This window comes from Euzebyales bacterium (genome assembly GCA_035461305.1).
Taxonomy (GTDB): domain Bacteria; phylum Actinomycetota; class Nitriliruptoria; order Euzebyales; family JAHELV01; genus JAHELV01.
This window is the reverse complement of sequence record DATHVN010000237.1, coordinates 1-18,775: the sequence shown is the minus strand read 5'-3', so window position 1 is coordinate 18,775 and position 18,775 is coordinate 1. Positions and strand designations below refer to the sequence as shown.

The 18,775-nt window shown below is 69.8% G+C and carries 22 protein-coding genes; 14 read left to right on the top strand and 8 right to left on the bottom strand.

Features of this window, described 5'->3' with window-relative positions:
- Window positions 1-6 precede the first annotated feature (6 nt).
- Window positions 7-522, bottom strand: coding sequence for a redox-sensitive transcriptional activator SoxR (soxR, locus tag VK923_21150; protein ID HSJ47188.1), 516 nt, complete (start codon window positions 520-522; stop codon window positions 7-9).
- Between soxR and VK923_21145 the strand changes: the two genes are divergently transcribed.
- Complete coding sequence (locus tag VK923_21145; protein HSJ47187.1) at window positions 521-1,252, top strand: SDR family oxidoreductase; 732 nt, start codon at window positions 521-523, stop codon at window positions 1,250-1,252. The genes soxR and VK923_21145 overlap by 2 nt on opposite strands.
- Window positions 1,249-2,289, top strand: coding sequence for an S-adenosylmethionine:tRNA ribosyltransferase-isomerase (locus tag VK923_21140; protein HSJ47186.1), 1,041 nt, complete (start codon window positions 1,249-1,251; stop codon window positions 2,287-2,289). Before VK923_21145 ends, VK923_21140 begins: the two co-directional genes overlap by 4 nt.
- 36 nt (window positions 2,290-2,325) lie before the next feature.
- Here VK923_21140 and VK923_21135 read toward each other — a convergent pair whose 3' ends face one another.
- Window positions 2,326-3,510 carry an acyl-CoA dehydrogenase family protein gene (locus VK923_21135; GenBank protein ID HSJ47185.1) on the bottom strand — a complete coding sequence of 395 codons (1,185 nt, stop codon included), beginning with the start codon at window positions 3,508-3,510 and terminating at the stop codon, window positions 2,326-2,328.
- Between the two features lie 52 nt (window positions 3,511-3,562).
- Window positions 3,563-4,489, bottom strand: coding sequence for a DMT family transporter (locus VK923_21130; protein HSJ47184.1), 927 nt, complete (start codon window positions 4,487-4,489; stop codon window positions 3,563-3,565).
- Window positions 4,490-4,810: 321 nt separating this feature from the next.
- Between VK923_21130 and VK923_21125 the strand changes: the two genes are divergently transcribed.
- Window positions 4,811-5,149, top strand: coding sequence for a LysM domain-containing protein (locus VK923_21125; GenBank protein ID HSJ47183.1), 339 nt, complete (start codon window positions 4,811-4,813; stop codon window positions 5,147-5,149).
- A 6-nt stretch (window positions 5,150-5,155) separates the two neighbouring features.
- Here VK923_21125 and VK923_21120 read toward each other — a convergent pair whose 3' ends face one another.
- Entirely contained in the window at window positions 5,156-5,371 is a 216-nt protein-coding gene (locus VK923_21120) for a DUF2905 domain-containing protein (GenBank protein ID HSJ47182.1), read from the bottom strand.
- A 45-nt stretch (window positions 5,372-5,416) separates the two neighbouring features.
- Window positions 5,417-5,824 carry a pyridoxamine 5'-phosphate oxidase family protein gene (locus tag VK923_21115; GenBank protein HSJ47181.1) on the bottom strand — a complete coding sequence of 136 codons (408 nt, stop codon included), beginning with the start codon at window positions 5,822-5,824 and terminating at the stop codon, window positions 5,417-5,419.
- Window positions 5,825-6,056: 232 nt separating this feature from the next.
- Between VK923_21115 and VK923_21110 the strand changes: the two genes are divergently transcribed.
- Window positions 6,057-6,614 carry a hypothetical protein gene (locus VK923_21110; protein ID HSJ47180.1) on the top strand — a complete coding sequence of 186 codons (558 nt, stop codon included), beginning with the start codon at window positions 6,057-6,059 and terminating at the stop codon, window positions 6,612-6,614.
- 95 nt (window positions 6,615-6,709) lie between these two features.
- On the opposite strand, the gene VK923_21105 is transcribed toward VK923_21110, so the two are convergent.
- Both VK923_21105 and VK923_21100 read right to left on the bottom strand, forming a co-directional pair.
- Complete coding sequence (locus VK923_21105) at window positions 6,710-7,651, bottom strand: L-lactate dehydrogenase (GenBank protein HSJ47179.1); 942 nt, start codon at window positions 7,649-7,651, stop codon at window positions 6,710-6,712.
- Window positions 7,652-7,720: 69 nt separating this feature from the next.
- Entirely contained in the window at window positions 7,721-8,533 is an 813-nt protein-coding gene (locus VK923_21100; GenBank protein ID HSJ47178.1) for an alpha/beta hydrolase family protein, read from the bottom strand.
- 374 nt (window positions 8,534-8,907) lie between these two features.
- Between VK923_21100 and VK923_21095 the strand changes: the two genes are divergently transcribed.
- The 4 genes from VK923_21095 to VK923_21080 all read left to right on the top strand — a co-directional run bounded on the left by VK923_21095 (window position 8,908) and on the right by VK923_21080 (window position 12,108).
- Complete coding sequence (locus VK923_21095) at window positions 8,908-9,423, top strand: hypothetical protein (protein HSJ47177.1); 516 nt, start codon at window positions 8,908-8,910, stop codon at window positions 9,421-9,423.
- 63 nt (window positions 9,424-9,486) lie between these two features.
- Complete coding sequence (locus VK923_21090) at window positions 9,487-10,353, top strand: DUF4097 family beta strand repeat-containing protein (GenBank protein ID HSJ47176.1); 867 nt, start codon at window positions 9,487-9,489, stop codon at window positions 10,351-10,353.
- The gene (locus tag VK923_21085) at window positions 10,343-11,320 is read left to right on the top strand and encodes an ATP-binding cassette domain-containing protein (protein ID HSJ47175.1); all 978 of its coding nucleotides are present in this window, start codon (window positions 10,343-10,345) and stop codon (window positions 11,318-11,320) included. The genes VK923_21090 and VK923_21085 overlap by 11 nt, the downstream gene beginning before the upstream one ends.
- A complete protein-coding gene (locus VK923_21080; GenBank protein HSJ47174.1) occupies window positions 11,317-12,108 on the top strand; it encodes an ABC transporter permease in 792 nt (263 codons plus the stop codon). The genes VK923_21085 and VK923_21080 overlap by 4 nt, the downstream gene beginning before the upstream one ends.
- A 493-nt stretch (window positions 12,109-12,601) precedes the next feature.
- On the opposite strand, the gene VK923_21075 is transcribed toward VK923_21080, so the two are convergent.
- Complete coding sequence (locus tag VK923_21075) at window positions 12,602-13,561, bottom strand: NADP-dependent oxidoreductase (GenBank protein ID HSJ47173.1); 960 nt, start codon at window positions 13,559-13,561, stop codon at window positions 12,602-12,604.
- 100 nt (window positions 13,562-13,661) lie between these two features.
- On the opposite strand from VK923_21075, the gene VK923_21070 reads away from it, so the two are divergent.
- The 6 genes from VK923_21070 to VK923_21045 form a co-directional block, all read left to right on the top strand.
- The gene (locus tag VK923_21070) at window positions 13,662-14,177 is read left to right on the top strand and encodes a MarR family transcriptional regulator (GenBank protein ID HSJ47172.1); all 516 of its coding nucleotides are present in this window, start codon (window positions 13,662-13,664) and stop codon (window positions 14,175-14,177) included.
- Between the two features lie 832 nt (window positions 14,178-15,009).
- On the top strand, window positions 15,010-15,462 hold the full coding sequence (locus tag VK923_21065; GenBank protein HSJ47171.1) for an alpha/beta hydrolase: 453 nt from the start codon (window positions 15,010-15,012) through the stop codon (window positions 15,460-15,462).
- Window positions 15,463-15,589: 127 nt separating this feature from the next.
- Window positions 15,590-15,772, top strand: coding sequence for a hypothetical protein (locus VK923_21060; GenBank protein ID HSJ47170.1), 183 nt, complete (start codon window positions 15,590-15,592; stop codon window positions 15,770-15,772).
- Window positions 15,773-17,056: 1,284 nt separating this feature from the next.
- Entirely contained in the window at window positions 17,057-17,470 is a 414-nt protein-coding gene (locus tag VK923_21055; GenBank protein HSJ47169.1) for a DUF664 domain-containing protein, read from the top strand.
- A 265-nt stretch (window positions 17,471-17,735) separates the two neighbouring features.
- Window positions 17,736-17,960 (top strand): hypothetical protein, encoded by a 225-nt coding sequence (locus tag VK923_21050; GenBank protein ID HSJ47168.1) that lies wholly within the window; start codon window positions 17,736-17,738, stop codon window positions 17,958-17,960.
- A gap of 471 nt (window positions 17,961-18,431) precedes the next feature.
- On the top strand, window positions 18,432-18,775 hold a 344-nt coding region (locus VK923_21045), incomplete at its 3' end, for a CPBP family glutamic-type intramembrane protease (protein HSJ47167.1).

Sequence of the window (18,775 nt, the reverse complement as noted above, 5' to 3'; positions counted from 1 at the left end):
TCCCGGTCAGGCGTCGCGGTCGGAGGGGTGGAGGGGCCGGGGCAGGAAGACCGCGCCGGGCCCGCGGTCACGGACGGCGTCGCCCGGGTTGGAGATCATGCAGCGGTCCAGCGACAGACAGCCACAGCCGATGCAGCTGTCGAGGCCGTCCCGTAGCGTGCGGAGCGCGTTGATCTCCTCGTCGAGCCGGGCCTGCCAGCTGCGCGAGATGCGCGTCCAGTCCCGACGTGTGGGAGCGCGGCCGTGCGGCAGCATGTCCAGCGCCGCCCTGATCTCGTCCAGCGACAACCCGACGTGGCGCGCCGCGGCGATGAACGCCAGCCGCCGCAGCACGTCCCGGTGGTATCGGCGCTGGTTGCCGGCCGTGCGCTCCGCCGAGATCAGTCCCTTGCGCTCGTAGTAGCGCAGCGCCGAGTCGGCGTACCCGCTGCGCTCCGCGACCTCGCTGACGGTCATGCGGTCCGCCATCTCGAACTCACCTCTTGACTTGAAGTCAACTTCAAGTTCTACCGTGTGGACCATGATGACGCACACTCCTGCATCCGACACCCCTGTCGCCCTCGTCACGGGTGGTTCGCGGGGCCTCGGACGGGCGCTCGTGGACGGCCTCCTCGCACGCGGCTGGCGCGTGATCACCGACGGCCGTGCCGCCGACCTGCTGCACGGCGCGACGGCCGGCCACACTCGGGCGAGACCCGTCGTCGGGGACGTGACCGACCCTGCCCACCGCGCGGCACTCGCCGCCGCCGTCGCGGACGCCGGCCGGCTCGACCTGCTGGTCAACAACGCCAGTGCGCTCGGGCCGAGCCCGCTGCCGGCCCTGGCCACCGTGGACGAGGCGACGCTCGCAGACGTCTACCGCGCCAACGTCATTGCGCCGCTCATGGTCTTCCAGGTCGTCATGTCCGCGCTCGAGGCGGCCGGTGGAACGGTGATCAACATCACCTCCGACGCCGCCACGGGGCCATGGCCGGGCTGGGGCGTCTACGGCTCGTCCAAGGCCGCCCTCGACCAGCTGACGAACGTGCTCGCGGCTGAACACCCCGACCTGGGCGTCTACGCGCTCGATCCCGGCGACATGCGGACGGCGATGCACCAGGCCGCGTTCCCTGACGACGACATCTCGGATCGCCCGGATCCCGCGTCGGTCGTGCCCGCGATCCTCGCGCTGATCGACGCCCGACCACCCAGCGGGCGCCTGCGTGCCGCGGACATCGGTACCCCGGCCGGTGGATCGGTGACCGGGGCATGACGCCGACGCTCGTCCGGCCGTCCCGCCGCTTCGACGTCCCGCCGGACCGGATCGCGAGCGACCCGCCGGAGCGCCGGGGCCTGCCGCGTGACGGCGTGAACCTGCTGGTCGCGCGCCCGGAGCGCATCGATCACGTGCGCTTCGGCGACCTGCCGCGGTTCATGCGTCCCGGCGACCTGGTCGTCGTCAACACGTCCGCCACCCGCCCCGCAGCGGTCGACGGCGCCCTCGACGGCCGCCCCGTCACTGTGCACCTCGCAACGGCGCAGGCGGACGGCGCCTGGGTCGTCGAGCTCCGCCGCGCCGACGGCGACGGCCCGGTCCTCGACCGTGACGTCGGCGACGTGGTCGACCTGCCCGGCGACGCGTGCGTCGAGCTCGTGCGGCCGGTCACCGACGCCCGCCGGCTGTGGCGGGCACGCGTCGTCGTACCCGGGGGTGCCGTCGACGGCTACATGGCCGTGCACGGCCGCCCGATCACCTACGGGAGACCCGTCCGCCGGTGGCCACTGTCGGCCTACCAGCCGGTGTTCGCGATGCGACCCGGCAGCGCCGAGATGGCCTCGGCCGGGCGCCCGTTCACCGATCGCATGGTCACCGACCTCGTGCGGAACGGCGTAGCCGTCGCGCCGGTGACGCTGCACGCCGGCGTGTCGTCGTTGGAGGCCCACGAGCCCCCCGTTGACGAGTGGTACGAGGTCCCTGCGACCACGGCCGCGCAGGTGAGCGCCACCAGGCGGGCCGGCGGGCGGGTCGTCGCCGTCGGCACGACGGTCACGCGGGCGCTGGAGACGATCGCCGGCGTCGACGGACGGTTGACGCCGGGAGCAGGGTGGACCGACCTGTTGCTCGGTCCGGACCGACCCGCCCGGATCGTCGACGGCCTGGTGACGGGATGGCACGAGGCCGACGCGTCCCACCTGCTGCTGCTCGAGGCGGTCGCCGGCGCCGCGCTGGTCGACCGCGCCTACGACGGCGCGCTGGCCGGGCCGTACCTGTGGCACGAGTTCGGCGACTCGTGCCTGCTGCTGCCGTGACCTTAGACAGCGAAGCGATAGGTCAGATGACCTGGGTCAACGGAAGGCATTCAGCCCGGTGATCGCGTGCCCAAGGATCAGCGTGTGGACCTCGTGAGTGCCCTCGTAGGTGTACACCGACTCGAGGTTGTTCATGTGGCGCATCACCGGGTAGTCCAGCGTGATGCCGCTGGCGCCGAGGATCGTACGCGCCGTTCCGGCGACGGTGCGCGCGGCTTGGACGTTCGCCAGCTTGCCGAAGCTCACGTGCTCGTGGGACAGCGTGCCGGCGTCCTTCATGCGTCCCAGGTGCAGCGCGAGCAGCGAGGCCTGGTTGGTCGCGACGAGCATCTCGACGAGCTTGCGCTGGGTCAGCTGGAACCCGCCGATCGGGCGGTCGAACTGCGTGCGCGTCCGTGCGTGGTCCAGGGCGGCCTCGTAGCACGCTCGCGCGGCCCCGGCGGCGCCCCACACGATGCCGAACCGCGCCTCGTGCAGACAGGCCAGCGGCGACCCGAGGCCGTGTGACCCCGGCAGCATCGCGGAGGACGGCACGCGGCAGTCCTGCAGCGTCAGCTCCGACGTCACGGACGCCCGAAGCGACAGCTTGCGTGGGATCTCGTGCGCCTCGAAGCCCGGTGTGTCGGTCGCGACCAGGAACCCCCGGATGCCCTCGTCGGTTCTGGCCCAGATCACGGCGACATCGGCGATCCCGCCGTTGGTGATCCACATCTTCGATCCGTGCAGCACCCAGTCATCACCGTCGCGACGCGCCGTCGTCCGCATGCTGCCCGCATCGCTGCCGCTGTCCGCCTCGGTCAGCCCGAAGCAGCCGATGGCCTCACCGCGTGCCATGACCGGCAGCCACGTGGTCTTGTGCTCCTCGGAACCGAAACGGTGGATCGCGAACATCGCTAGCGAGCCCTGGACCGACACGGCGCTGCGCAGCCCGGAATCCCCGGCCTCGAGCTCGCGGCAGACGACGCCGTACATCGTCGCCGTGGATCCGCCGCACCCGTAGCCGTCCAGGTGCATCCCCAGCAGACCCAACCTGGCGAGGTCGGTGATCACGGCTCGAGGCAGGACGCCGGCCTCATACCACTCGTGGATCTCCGGCAGGACGCGTTCGCGAACGAACCGGTGGACGGTGTCACGCAGCATGCGCTCGTCGTCGTCGAGCTGTGCGTCCACGTCGAGCAGGTCGACGGGGTCGATCCGCTGGCCTGTGGCGGTCGCAGTCATTGGAGGTCCTTCCGGCTTCGATGACCCGTCGGTCTCGGTGACCGACATGCCATCATGCCGCATGTCCCCCGGTGGCGTTGCCCGGTGGCTGGCGCCGCTGCTCGCGGCGTGACGTGAACCACGCGCCGACGAGGACCAGGACGGTGCCGACCGCGGCGAGCGGCGCGATCCGCTCCCCCAGCATGACGACGCCCAGGACGACGGCGACGACGGGGACGAAGTAGATCGCGACCGCGCCGCGGGGTCCACCCACCCGGCCGACCAGGGTCGCCATCAACACGAACGCGAGCGCCGTGCTCAGTGCGCCGAGTGGCACCATCGCCAGCACCGACCGCCACGCGAACGTCGACTCGGGCAGCTGCCACAGCCCGACCGGCACGACGACCGCCAGCGCCGCCAGCTGCGCGCGCAGCAGCACGGGCAGGGCACCGTAGCGCTGCTGCAGCGGCACGACCATGTTCGCCGACAGCCCGTAGAGCACGATCGCCAGGACCACCAGGCCGGCGCCCAGGGCCGTCGCAGACGACCCGCGCAGCTCCGGTAGGAAGATGGCGACCACGCCGGCGAACCCCAGCGCGATGCCGAGCAGCTGGATCCGGCCGGGCAGCCGTCGCAGCAGCACGGTCGACCACAGGGCGGTCGTGATCGGCACGGCGCCGTTGATCATGCCGGCGACGGACGAGTCGATCCATTGCTGCGCGATCGGGAACAGGCTCAGTGGCACGGCGACCCAGGTCATGCCCAGCAACGCGACGCGTGGCCAGTCGTCGCGGTCGATCGCGGTGCGCGCTCGTGGCGCGAGTCCCAGCGTGAGCGCGCCGAGCGCGACCCGCACCATGGTCACGACCCCTGGCGCGAGCGCCTCCAGCCCGATCGCGATGAAGACGAACGACGATCCCCAGATGAGCGCGACGCCGGTCAGCAGCCCCCACTCGGCGATCCGGAACGCGTCGCTCGTGGTGCCACCCGTGGTCTCCACGAGGCGGCGCCGCGATGGTGACGTCGTTGTGGCCGTCGTGGGAGGAGCTGGTGACGTCGGTTCGCGCATCGTCGTCGATCCTGGGTCCGTGGCGCCGGCGCACCGGCGGAATTCGGTCACGGCGTCCGGCACCGCGACGCGCAGCGACGGTGGTGACGTTGCCGGGACAACGGTAACCGTGCGGGTCATCACATACCGCGATGGCTGCTTCATCTCACGATCAGCGGCGCTTATGGACCGTTGGCGACAGGATGGTGCACACTTGCACTGCGTCCGAGCGAACAGCCCGGTCCCGTGCGCCCGGGTGGAGAGGCGTCCGGCATGTGGGCACGTCGCAGCGGTTGGTGGGCGGTCCTGGTGATCGTGCTCGGGCTGGTTGCGGCCGCCTGCGGCGGGGACGGCGGTGGCGGCGATGGCGATCAGGCGAGCGCGCCGCCAACCGAGTCGCGGGCAACGTCCTCTGATGCGGCCACAAGTGAGCAGGCTGCCGGTGACGGCGAGGATCGCTCCGACGGCCCTCGGACCTACGTCGTGAAGTCCGGTGACACGCTGACGGAGATCGCCGAGCGGTTCGACACGGCGGTCCTGGAGCTCGTGGAGGCGAACGACATCGCCGATCCCGACATCATCGACGTCGGCCAGGAGCTGACGATCCCCTGATCGGGCTCAGCGCCGGAACAGCGACGCCAGCAGGCTCAGCACGATCGAGACCAGCAGCATCGACGTGATGGGGATGAACACGCGGGTGCGCTCCGACTCGATGCGGATGTCGCCCGGTAGGTTGCCGAACCACCCCAGCGCGCCCGTGCGCACGAGCAGTCCGATCACGATCGCAGCCACGCCTGCCACGATCAGGACCCGGGAGACGGTGTCTGCGCTCACATGACCATGATGCCGTCCGGTCCCTGCCGGACGGCAGCATGCCGGTCAGTCGATCCGGCGTCCTGACAGCTCGTCGATGTCCATGCGCAGGTAGTGGGGGCGGTCGCCCTTCGCCCACGGCCGCAGGGGCCGCTCCGCGAGCTCGGCGAGCTCCTCCGGGTCGGTGACCTGCCGCAGGCGCCCGAACGCCAGCACGCTCCAGCCCTCGCGCCAGACCTCGTCGACGTGATCGATCTCGAACGTGACCCGGTCGATGCGTAGCGCGGCAAGCAGCTTCGATCCCGGTGCGGTGCGGAAGTATAGGCGGCGGTCGATCAGTACGAAGTTCATCGGGAACACCAGGACCCGGCCCTGCGACATGAAGCCCAGCCGACCCAGTCGTGGCCGGTGTGCCGTCAGCAGCCGCAGGCACTCCTCGTTCGACAGCTCGACGAGATCGTCGCTCGTGGTCACGGTGCCCCCAGTCGTCTGGCGTCAACCGCAGTCTCACCCGACCGCTCGGGCCCAGGAGGGACGATGGTCCCGCCGATCATCGCGGATGGTCATGTCCGCGCGCGGCCACGCGCAAACGTCCGGCGGACGCCGCCGAAGGTCCCGTCGGTGGCGGTGCACACGGCCCGGCATGGCGGGCGTCGCTCCGGGATGGTGTGCGGTGATCGCTTCGGAGCAGAAGGAGGGCGACACCATGGCAACCATCGCCACACCCGGGGCGGCCTCGCATGCCGATGCGCGGGCCGACTCCGGCGATGCCGCGCGCCTCCTGGCCGCCCGCCGCTTGATGGCGGTGGTCCGGATCTCGCTCGCATGGGTGTTCCTGTGGGCATTCCTCGACAAGACGTTCGGGCTGGGGTTCGCGACAGAGCCCGCTGACGCCTGGATCAACGGAGGGTCGCCGACGTTCGGCTTCCTGAACTTCGCGACCGAGGGCAAGACCTTCCACGACTTCTTCGCCGGCCTGTCAAGCCCATTCGCCGACTGGCTGTTCATGATCGGCCTGCTCGGCGTCGGGCTCGCGCTGATCCTGGGGATCGGCATGCGCATCGCCGCCGTGTCGGGCGCGATCATGCTGATGCTGATGTGGGCGGCCGAGCTCCCGCTCGAGAACAACCCGTTCATGGACGACCACATCATCTACGCGCTCGTCCTGGGCGTGCTCGCGATCGCCGCCGCCGGTCGGACCTGGGGCCTTGGTCGCGCGTGGGAGCAGCTGCCGCTGGTGCAGCGGTACCGCTTCCTCGAATAGCCCGCGACGCATCGAGGGTGCGGGGATGCTCTTCGGAGTCCCCGCACCCTCGCATTCATGTCCGGACACGGGACGGGACGCCGGGGCCCCTCGGGTCACAGGCCGAGGGACCCGATGACGCCCCTGACGGTGTCGGCCGAAGCGCGCAGACCGGCGAGCTCGTCGTCGGACAGCGGGACCGGCAGCCTGCCCGCCACACCATGCCGGCCTACGATCGAGGGCATGGACAGGCACACGTCGTCGAGCCCGTCGCCGCTGAGCAGTGAGCTGACCGGCAGTACCGCCTGCTCAGCGCGTAGGATTGCCTCGAGGATGCGGGCGCCGGCGAGGCCGATTGCGTAGTTGGTCGCGCCCTTGCCACGGATGATCGTCTCGGCAGCGGTCACGACATCGCGGAAGATGCGGTCACGGGCGGCCTCGTCCAAGGCGGGACGGTCCGGGGCGCTCCACTCCAGCAGAGGCACCGCGCCGATCGTGGCCGAGCTCCAGAGCGGGATCTCGGAATCGCCGTGCTCACCAGCGATGTAGGCGTGCACGTTCTGGACGGCGACACGGCAGTGGCGTGCGACGTGCAGGCGCAGCCTCGACGTGTCGAGCACCGTGCCCGCCCCCAGCACCCGGTTGGGCGGCAGGCCCGAGAACTTCAGGGTCGCGTAGGTCAGCACGTCGACCGGGTTCGTCACGAGCAGAAGGAGCGCGTCCGGCGCTACGTCGAGGAGGGCCGGGACCAATTCGCGGCAGATCCGGACGTTGGCGCCGGCGAGGTCCAGCCGGCTCTGGCCGGACTTCTGCTTCGCGCCCGCGGTGATGACCACCACGTCCGAATCGGCGCACACCGCGATGTCATCGGAGCCGACCACGGTCGCCGACGGCACGAACTGCAGGCCGTGGTTCAGGTCGAGCACCTCGGCGCCGACCTTCGCAGCGTTGAGGTCGAACATGGCCACTTGCGATGCGACGCCTCGGATGAGGCATGCGTAGGCCAGGTTGGCGCCCACGCTGCCGGCGCCGACGATCGCGATCCTGCCTGCTGTCATGAAACCCTCCATGGTCGATGGCGTGGTCGGAACCGTACGGCGTCCCGCGCTCCCCGGCCGGGCCGATGGTCACGTGCCCGCCGGCCGGATCGTCCCATCGGCCGACGTCGTGCCGTGGTAAGCGAGCGGCAGCCACGCAAGTACGTCCCGGATCGTCGTATCCCACAGCTCCCACTCGTGCTCGCCGGGCCCGAACGACGGGGTCACGTCGACCCCGTGGTCACAGGCGGCCTCGACAAACCTGTGGTTGCCGTCGACCACCGGGTCCTCCGTGCCGCACGCGACGTACAGCGCCGGCAGCGTCGCCGCGTCCACCCGACCGAGCAGGTCGATCAGGTCGTCGTCGGATCCGGCCGCGTCGCGACCGTCGAACACCGCCGTCATCAGCTGGTCGCGGCCGCTCTGCTGCTGCAACGACGGCACGTCCAGCACGCCCGAGAGGCTGGCGGCGGCGGCGAAACGCTCGGGCTGGTGAAGCGCCAGGCGCAGCGCACCGTACCCGCCCATCGACAGGCCGGCCACGAACGTGTCCTCACGGCGAACCGACACGCGGAAGAACCGCGCGACGATGTCGGGCAGCTCCTCGGCGACGAACGTCCAGTAGCGGCCGGTGTGCACACCGTCGAGGTAGAAGCTGCGGTGGACCTGTGGCATCACGACCGCCAGGCCGAGGGGCGCGACGTACCGCTCGATCGACGTGCGCCGCAGCCAGATCGTGTCGTCGTCGGACAACCCGTGCAGCAGGTAGAGCACGGGAGGATCGCCTGCCGGTGCCGTCCCGGTCATGCCGATCTGTGACGTGGTGGGCTGCGGCAGGACGACCGTCATCGACGTCGACAGCTCGAGCGCATCGGAGAAGAAGTCGCAGCGCAGGTGTGCCATGTGGACTCCGGAAACGTCATCGCCGACGCCGTCGATGTCCGGCGTCCGGGTCTGTGTCAACCTACCCCCGCGCTCCCACCCCGTGCGTCGTGGAGCGTCGACCGGGCCCTCGTCGACCACCGGCCCTCCGACGCGCACACGGACGGCATCACCATGACCGACGACGGACGCCCGGACGACCGTCAGGCCCGGCAGGTGCTCCCGCACGCCGTGGTCATCACGGCCACGCGTGATCCACCGACGTCCCCCCGCCGCGCCGCGTCCGCTGCCGCCATCACGGTGGTGCCGACGCCCCTGCTCACCATGCGACAGCCAGAAGGAACATCAAGGTGACATCAAAGTGCCACTTGCATCGACACCAAAGTGATGCCATTATGGCGGTCATGGAGTTGACGCCCTATGCCGAGAACCTTCGTCGCGAGCTGTCCGTGGCCGCCGAGGCCGGCGGGGAGGACGCCCGCGCTCTCGCCGAGCGCCTCACCGCTCCGCTGGGCTCCGCAATCAGGTTGATGCTGCTCGACGTGCTGTCCGACGCCGCCGACGAGATCACCCGCGAGCTCGCACCCGGCTCCGTCGAGCTGCGCCTGCGCGCAGGAGAGCCGGACTTCATCGTGACACCGCCGCCGACCGACGACGCGGTGGCACCGAGCGCGGACGTGCCCATGCCGTCCGCGCCACCGGACGACGACGGTGCGACCGCGCGCATCAACCTTCGCCTACCCGAGCAGCTGAAGGCCGCCGTCGAGCAGGCAGCAGGCCGCGAGCGCCTGTCGGTGAACACCTGGCTCGTGCGGCTGGTCGCATCAGCCGTGGCGCGCGGCGACCGGGACGGGCGACCACGCCAGCGCGGCGGTCGGGTCGGTGAGGCCTACACCGGCTGGGTCCGCTGATGGTGCCGCCGTCCCGCTCCGACCGCCACCGTTGCACACCGTGACAACAGGAGGGTCATCCCCATGCCGACCTTCGACACCCCCGAGCCCATTTCGGCCACGATCGATCTCGTCCTCGGCAGCGTCCGGGTCAGCGCCGGCGACCGCGATGCCACGGTCGTCGAGGTGGCTCCGAGCGACGCCTCGAACGACGAGGACCGCCGGGCCGCCGACCAGACACGCGTCGAGCTCGTCGACGACCGGCTCCTGGTGAAGGCTCCGAAGCTGCGCTCCTGGTGGAGCCGGACCGGCGGCGGATCGATCGACGTGACGATCCAGCTGCCGAGCGGCTCGCACCTGCACGCCGTCGTCGGGTCCGCCGACGTCCACGGCACCGGTCGCCTCGGTGACTGCCGGATCAAGACCGGCGTCGGTCACATCCAACTCCAGGACACCGGTGTGCTGAGCCTCAAGAGCGGCTCCGGCGACATCACCGTGGAGTGCGTGACGGGCCACGCTGATGTGATCGCCGGCTCGGGTGACGTGCGGTTGCGGGAGCTCGGCGGCACCGCGGTGGTCAAGAACTCCAACGGCGACACCTGGATCGGTGACGCCAACGACGAGTTGCGCGTCCGAGCAGCCAACGGTGACATCGCGGTCGGCCGCGCGCGTGCCGGCGTGGGCGCCAAGTCCGCCAACGGTGACGTCAGGCTGGATGAGGTGGTGCAGGGCTCGGTCGTGCTCGAGACCCAGGTGGGAGACCTGGAGGTCGGGATCCGGGAGGGCACCGCCGCCTGGCTCGACGTGAGCGCGACGGCCGGCAAGGTCCGCAACACGCTCGACGCCGCCGGTGACCCGGATCCATCGGTCGCGACCGTCAGGGTGCGCGCCCGCACATCCATCGGCGAGATCGTGATCCGCCGTCCCAGTGGAGCGATCCATGAGCGCTGACACACACGAGGCTCCCGTGGCCCACCCCACGCCTGCCATCGCGGTGACCGGTCTCACCAGATCTTTCGGCGATCAGGTCGTCCTCGACGACATCGACCTCGACGTTGCCGAGGGAACCGTCTTCGCGCTGCTCGGCCCCAACGGCGCCGGCAAGACGACCATGATCCAGATCCTGTCGACGCTCATCCGTGCCGAGGCCGGCGAGGCACGCATCGCCGGCATCGACGTCGCCCGTGACCCCGATGCGGTCCGCGGGATGATCGGCGTCACGGGACAGTTCTCGGCGATCGACGAGCTGTTCACCGGTGAGGAGAACCTGAGGCTCATGGCCGACCTGCACCACCTCGACAGGGAGGAGGGCCGTCGGCGCACCGAGGAGCTGCTCGACCTGTTCGACCTGGCCGCCGCCGCCGGCAAGCCGGCCGCCACCTACTCCGGTGGCATGCGCCGCCGCCTCGACCTGGCGATGACGCTCGTCGGCACGCCGCGCCTGATCTTCCTCGACGAGCCGACGACCGGCCTCGACCCACGCAGCCGCCACACCATGTGGCGGATCATCCGCCGACTCGTGGCCGGCGGCGTCACGGTCTTCCTCACGACCCAGTACCTCGAGGAGGCGGACCAGCTCGCCGATCGCATCGGGGTGCTGGACCGCGGACGGCTCGTCGCGGAGGGAACCGCAGCCGAGCTCAAGCGTCGCGTCCGCGGCGGTCACATCCGCCTCCGGTTCTCTGACCCCAGCGGCCTCGAGGCGGCCGTCCGCCACCTCGGCGCGGTCGCACGGGACGACGGAGCCCTCGCACTGCAGGTCCCCAGCGACGGCAGCCTGCGGTCGCTGCGGGAGCTGCTCGATCAGCTGGACCGCCAGGCGATTGCGGTCGGCGAGCTGTCGGTCCACACGCCCGACCTCGACGACGTCTTCCTGGCGCTTACCGGCAGCAGCACGCAGCAGGAGCGCCCGCGATGAGCGCCCTGCCGCATGCCGTCCGCGATTCGACGACGATGCTGCGTCGCAACCTGCGTCGCAACCTGCGCTATCCGGTCGGTCCCGCCTCCACCATCGGCGTGCCGATCGTCCTGCTGTTGCTCTTCGTCAGCGTCTTCGGCGACACGATGGGTGCCGGTCTCGTCGGAGTATCCGGTGGGCGGGACGACTACCTGGCCTACATCACCCCCGGGATCCTGCTCATCTCCGTGGCCGGTGCCGCCCAGGGAGCGGCGATCTCGGTCGCCATGGACATGACCGAGGGCATCATGAACCGCTTCCGAACCATGGCCATCGCCCGGGCATCGGTCCTGACCGGGCACGTGCTCGGCAACCTGATCCAGACGGTGATCGCGCTCGCCTTCGTGATCGGTGTGGCGCTGCTCCTGGGCTTCGACCCCACGGCCGACTGGGTCGAGTGGCTGGCCGCGGCCGTCCTCCTGGTGGGCATCAGCCTCGCCGTGATCTGGCTGGCGGTCGCGCTCGGGCTGGTGTCCCGCACGGTGGAGGCGGCCAGCAACCTGCCACTGCCGCTCATGCTGCTGCCGTTCCTTGGTAGCGGGTTCGTCCCGACGGACTCGATGCCGGCGGCGATGCGCTGGTTCGCCGAGCATCAGCCGTTCACCCCGATCATCAACACCGTCCGCGGGCTCCTGCTCGGCACCGCGATCGGCAGCGACGGCGTGCTGGCGGTCCTGTGGTCCGTCGCCATCGGTCTCGGCGGGTACGCGTGGTCCAGGCACCTGTTCAACCGTGACCCGACGGCGTGACGTTGCTTCCCCGTGCCCGCTGTGTGCTCGCGTGTGCTGGGGGTCACGTGTCCAGCACTCGCGACACAGGGTCGTCCGTTGTGGAAGGACGTCTTCGGGGGGGTCCTGCACGGTGTGCTCGGAAAGTACATCCGCTGCTCGACCTGTCGTGTGTCGAGTCATGAGGTGCTGCAGCACCTCGCGTTCGCACGCACTGAGGTCGTAGGCCCTCGCCAACTGGCAGCGACGCGTCGCTGTCGTGACCGGATCGCGGATCCTTGCCAGGAACCCGAGGTCGTCGTCGGTGAATGACGGGGCGGCACCTGTCCTCCAGAGGTCGAGGAACCCCCAGCACCCGAACCGGTCGGTGAGGCGATGAACGCCACATCAACGACCCCGTGGCTGGCGAGCAGCTCGTCTCTTCCACGCCGCCATCAAGACGCAGTTGCGGCCTTCATCAGCCTGGCGATGAGGAAACCCGCGAGCGGGGCCCTGCAGGATCCGCCGAAGGAGGTCACTTCGGCGCCTCCACGATGCGCACGACCATGTTGCCCCGCGTGTGCCCGGAGGCGAACGTCCGCAGACCCTCGATTGCGTCCGGCAGATCGAGGACCCGGCCGACGTCGACTGTCAGGGATCCGTCGACCGCCTGCTGGACCAGGGGGCCGACGACGTCGGCGACAGGTGTGGCCATGATGTTGGTGCCGGTGATGTCGCGGGCTGCGAGCGCGTCGGGATCGGCGCTGCCCGTGGTCGTGGCGACGCGACCACCGTCGCGCAACAGCGCGGTGTGGGCGACCAGGGCATCCGGAGTGAAGCTGACCAGGTCGATGAGGGCGTCCACCCCGTGGGGGTGGGCGGCCCTGACCTGCTGCGCGACGTCGTCGCGGTAGTCCACGACATGGTCGGCACCGAGACGGCGGAGCCGGTTGGCGTCCTCAAGCAGCCCGGTGGCGATGACGGTCGCGCCGCGCCGTGCGGCCAGCTGCACGGCGTAGGACCCGACACCACCGCTGGCTCCGGCGATCAGCACCGCCTCGCCGTGCTGCGGTCCGACGGCCTCGACACAGGCGACGGCTGCGGCCCCGGCCAAGGGGATTGCCGCCGCCATGAGCGGATCCAGCCCGTCGGGCAGCGGCACCAGCGTCTGGGCGGGCAGCACCGCGTACTCGGCCAGCGTGCCGTGCTTGATCGGTGGGATGAGCAACACGTGGCCGACCACAGCATCGCCGACAGTGACATCGGTGACCTGCTCGCCAACCGCTTCGACGACGCCGGCGGCGTCGCGGCCGAGCACCACCGGGTCGTCATGCTCCATCATCCCCCGCATCATGCCGCTGGCGATCGCGTTGTCGATCGCGTTCAGTCCCGCTGCCTGCACCCGCACGAGCACATGTCCAGCGGAGACCTGCGGCTCTGGTACGTCGGCGATGACCGGTTCCTGGTCCGGCCCCTGAACCACCACTGCCTGCATGACACGCTCCTGTTCGCTGACGTCCCCGACGTCGCACCGACCGGGTCGATGCCTCATTTGAGGGTTCAAGCAAGATAGCACCCACGGTTACGATGGGCGCATGAGCGAGCCGCGGTGGTTGGACGACGAGCAGCAGGAGGCCTGGCGGACCTACCTGTACGCCGCCGTCCTGCTGCAGGAGTCCCTTGACCGGCAGTTGCAGCGCGACGCCGGCATGCCACACAGCTACTACGCCATCCTCGGACTGCTGGGAGAGGTACCGGAGCGGTCCCTGACGATGGGTCAGATCGCCGAGTACACGCGCTCGTCACCCAGCAAGCTGTCCCATGCCGTGGCACGCCTCGAGGACCGCGGCTGGGTGCGACGGTGCCGGCACCCCGACAACGCCCGGCAGGTCGTCGCGACACTCACCGACGCCGGCTACGACGCGCTGGTCGCCGCTGCACCGGGACACGTCGAACAGGTCAGGACCGCGCTGTTCGATCATCTCGACCGGGACCAGGTCCACCATCTGCGCGACATCTTCCGCACCGTCCTGGCCCACCTCGAAGACGTTCCCGAAGGCTGCCACCCCATGCTCGCACCCCAGCAGCCGTCGGCATCGGACGCCGCCTGAGCCGCCCGCGGGCAGTCAGCGACTCGGCCACGATGCCCGCCGACGCGTCCGGTGTTCATCTCGTCCCAGCCGCGGGGCGGGCACGCCGAGCACGTCACGCAGGTCGATCCGCGTCCACACCTCGATGGAGCTCCCTGGCCATGCATGGGCTCGCCGTACCCGCTCGACCATCCCAGCTGGTCGTTGGTCCCCGCCGATGTGGGCGACCCCAGCCTGAGCGTCCTGCCATCACCCAGTGCTCGAGCGCACCCTTGGACTGCGCGGCCCCTGTAGCCACCGCTCACTGACGGGTGGTCCGCCGTCGGTCCACCGACGATCGGCCCGCACAAGACCATCGCTCGCGTGCGCTTCGGATAGGTCGCGCGGACACTGTGGCGAGGCACATCCCTCGGACACGCCCGCGAGCACCGCGCGATCAGAGTCCGCTGGCGTTCAGGACCGCCAGCACGTCCTTGTCGCGCTCTTCAGGCGGCGGCGGTCCGGACAACGGATCCGACAGACCAGTGCCCCGCGTTCCTGAAGTGCACTCGAGCGGCCAAGCCGTCGGAGTCTCGGCCACGGTTCTGGTTGAAGCTGCAGGCGCTGTACGATGTGCAGACCGATTTCCAGGGCAACCGATGACGCGAGCTCATCACGACGCTGCATGAGGCGCGTCCGCGTCACGGCACTCCGTTGGGCTTCGCCTTGGCACCCAGGCGGTTGGCGCTGCCGGAGAACGCGGTGGGTGGAGGTGCGAACCGGCAGTCGGGCTGGCGTTCACGGTCGCAACCGCCTGTTCTGTGGGCCGTCCCCAGGACTCGGAACGTCGGTCACTGACCTAAGGATCGGAGACGTGAACACCGCACCGATTGTCCTGGTTCCCGGGTTCTGGCTCGGAGCATGGGCGTGGGACGAGGTCGCCGCTGCCCTGCGCGCCGACGGTCACGACGTCACGGCGCTGACGTTGCCCGGTCTCGAGTCGGCAGACGCCGATCGGTCCTCGATCACGCTTGCCGACCACGTCGACGCGATCTGTGAGGCGGTCACAGTGGCCGGGCGTCCCGTTGTGCTTGCCGTGCACAGCGGTACCGGGGCCCCGGCCATGCGGTCGCCGACCGCATGTCGGAGCGGATCGCGGCGATGGTCTACGTCGACCCCGGCCCGGCGACGGGCGCACTCGACCCTGGCCGAGTTGCGCGATGTGACGTACGTCGACCTGCCGACGAGCCACTGGCCGATGTGGTCGCGCCCGCAGGAGCTCGCCGCGGTCATCGGCGACGTCGCGCACGGCGCATCCGGGACCTGAAGGGGCCGGGTTTGGCGGCGAACCCGGAAAGCTCGCCGTGGCCACTCCAACTCGGCATGCTTCGCTGCCGAAGACCATTCGGATCGCTCGCAGTCGCGGCCACGTGCCTCGACAGATAGGAAGTCCGATGAGCAACAGCACAGCGGGCGCCGCCGGTGGCGGTGCCATCTACGGTCTGGGCATCTTCGGAGCCTTGGTGTTCTTCTGGCAACAGGCGGACACCTTCTGGGAGTATGTGCTGGCCGTGGTCCAGGGACTGTTCTGGCCAGCCTTCATGGTCTACGAAGTCTTCGCCGCCCTCGCTGGCTGAGCACGGCGAGCAGTCGTCGATCGGCGTGCGTTGGTGTCAGGCCAGTCGAGGCGCGCCCGGCAGGGCATCGCGTGCCGCTGAGCTGGGGTTTCGTAGGTTCGGTGTACGGCCGTGTCCGCCCTATGACGGCGCCTGCCACATAGGCACATGCTACGCACAGGCGCGCGGCCGTCGTGTAGGCTGTCGACCCCGGGTCTCGGTGTCATACAATGTGCTACGTCGCTGCGAGAGTTCTCCCGACCCGCCCTATCCAGCGTTCTTCGACTGGGACACCAGCGAGCAGCACCTCGCCCGGCGTGGGCTCACAGCACGGGAAGTCGAGCGGGTGCTCGCCGACGAGCCAACGTGGCGGCGCAACAAGCGCGGCCGCGCCACAGTACGCGATGGACGGTCGCACCGATGCCGGTCGGTCGCTGCGGGTCCTGGTGACCTGGGCCGACGAGGCGGCTCGGGGCTGCGGGGCGGTGACCGCGTGGAAAGGCAGGCGAGGTCATGCCACGGATGACGCCGGACGAGGAGCAGGAGCTGGTCGAGCGCATCGAACGCGGCGACGAAGACCTTGACACCTGGGAAGGTTCCTCCACTGGAGTCGGACGCGCCGCCGCCCAGCAAGCGTCTGGGCGCCGTGCTCAGTGTGCGGATTGACCCAGACCTGGCGGAAGCGTTGTCGCGCGAGGCCGAACGACGCAGCCGCGTGTCGGGCACCACGATCGGCCACACGACACTCGCGCGGCAGTTGATCGCTGAGGGGCTTCGACCGCCGACGACGCGTGTCACCGTCGAACTCGAGGTGGGACAGGACGGAAGCGTGCGCGCGATGCCGGTCACGCCCTATGATCGCGACGCCGCCTAACTGCGGCTCCTCCCGGGCAGCAGCGTGGCGGGCGCGCCCGCGGCAGGCTGAGGCCCACGTCGAGGTTGCTGTTCACACGCCACCGGCGCGTGCGTCACGCTGCGCTGGGACGGGACGGTGTGTGACGGCGCCTACGACTTCATTTCGCGGTTGAGAAGCGGCACAGCGCCGTGATGTTGTTTTGAGTGTGTGCACGACCAGCGCCGGAGTCATCCGCCAGGCGGTGCTGACGGCTTCGTAGGATCGGTCATGGCAGGCGCAACCTGTGTCGTGCGCAGGCGTGCAGTACCGTCGCGGGCGTGGGCTGACACAAACGAGAACGTCCTCCGGGAGCCGCCTGTGGCCGGCGACGAGACGACCACGCTGCTGGGCTCCCTCGAACGGCAGCGCGCGACCTTCGCGTGGAAGTGCTCTGGGCTGGACGCTCTGGCATGCAGGCGACCGTCGGCGCATCAACGATTACGCTGGGTGGGCTGGTCAAGCACTTGGCTCTGATCGAGGACGTCTACTTCTCGCGACGTCTGCTCGGTCGGGACATGCGATCGCTGTGGCCGGACGCCGACTTCGATGACCCCGACTGGGAGTGGCACTCGGCCGCGAGCGACTCGCCAGAACAACTGCTCGCGCTCTGGCAGGATGCCGTGGAGCGCTCCCGCGCGGCGGTCACCGCAGTGCTGGCCGACGGCGATCTCGGGCAACTGGTCAGATTTACCGGTTGGGATGACGCACCCAGTCTGCGTCGCGTCCTGATCGACATCATCGAGGAGTACGCGCGGCACGTCGGTCACGCCGATCTCACCCGCGAGTCGGTCGACGGGCTCACCGGTGAGGATCCGCCGCGCTGACGCCAGGGTCACCCGTTGACGCAGCACGTCTCCACCGACGGGTGTGGCGCGGATCATCCGCCAAATGAAGGGCAAGCGCGACGATGGTCGCCGACGCCGCGCTGCGATAAGCATGCTGTAGCCGGGGTTGCCGCCGGTTGCAGCGGTCTTCCGGCGTTGGCGGCTGCGCTACGCCGCATGCGGTCGTGACGGACCTTGGTACCGGTGCCCTCCGGCTTGTACGGTGCAATTAATCCCATGGGGCGTGTGTCGAGGAGGAGGCACCATGGTCAAGTTCCTGCTCTGGCTGGTCCTGCTGGTGGTTGCGTTGCCGGTGGCTCTGCTGCTGGCTCTGCTCGCGCTCCTCCTGTATCCCATCGTGTGGTTGCTCTCGAGACCGCTGCGGCGGGTGGGCATCTCCGTCGGTGCGATCCTTGATCGCATCAAGGACCTCCTCCGCCTGCCCGCGCGGGTCCTTAAAGGCCCGCGGCGCTATCGTGATGAACCATGACGCCGCAAGCGGCGCTGACGCCCCACCCGTGAGGCTGCGGTCGGATGAACTGCGAGCCTGGATCGTCACAAGCACCTTGTCATGCCGGCGATCGACGTGAACGGGACGGGTCCGGAGTACACCGAACAAGCCCGACGGTAATTCCGGATATGCGATGGGCTGAGGTCACTCCGGGAGCGGTGAGCGATGAGCCGTGACTTCATGCAGACGGATTGCCATGCCGAAGGGCCCTGCGAACCGTGCGGACGACCCTGACGTGCCGTGCTCGGTTGTCCGATACTGAAGGTGCGGTAAGCCACGATTCGCGGGGCAAGTGTGGCCGCCGACCCTGCGCTGAGCCACTGGCGAACCCGGACCGCGCGATGGTTGGCATTGTTTGCCGGCCCCAGCGTGGCGGGCCCGTTGATGACCGCCTTCGTCCACGGAAGAACGGGTCTTCGCGAGTTCCGATCACGGTTGCTCAGGTGGCGGGTGGGCGCCCGCTGGTACGCGGTCGCTCTCGCGACCGTGCCGCTTCTGGTGATGCCCATTCTCCTCGCGCTTTCGCTCATCTCCCCGGTCTTTGTCCCCGACGCCTACACCACAGACAACATCGGCGCCCTGCTTCTGTCCGGGCTCACGATCGGTGCTGTGGGCGCCTTCTCGGAGGAGTTGGGCTGGACCGGATTCGCTGTGCCCACGGTAAGGCCGCGTCACAGCGTCCTCACCACGGGGCTCATCGTGGGCGCGATGTGGGCGGTGTGGCACGTTCCGGTCACCTTGTTCGCAACCGTTAGCCCTTCCGGCGCGGTCTACTGGTCGGAATTCCTGCCCCC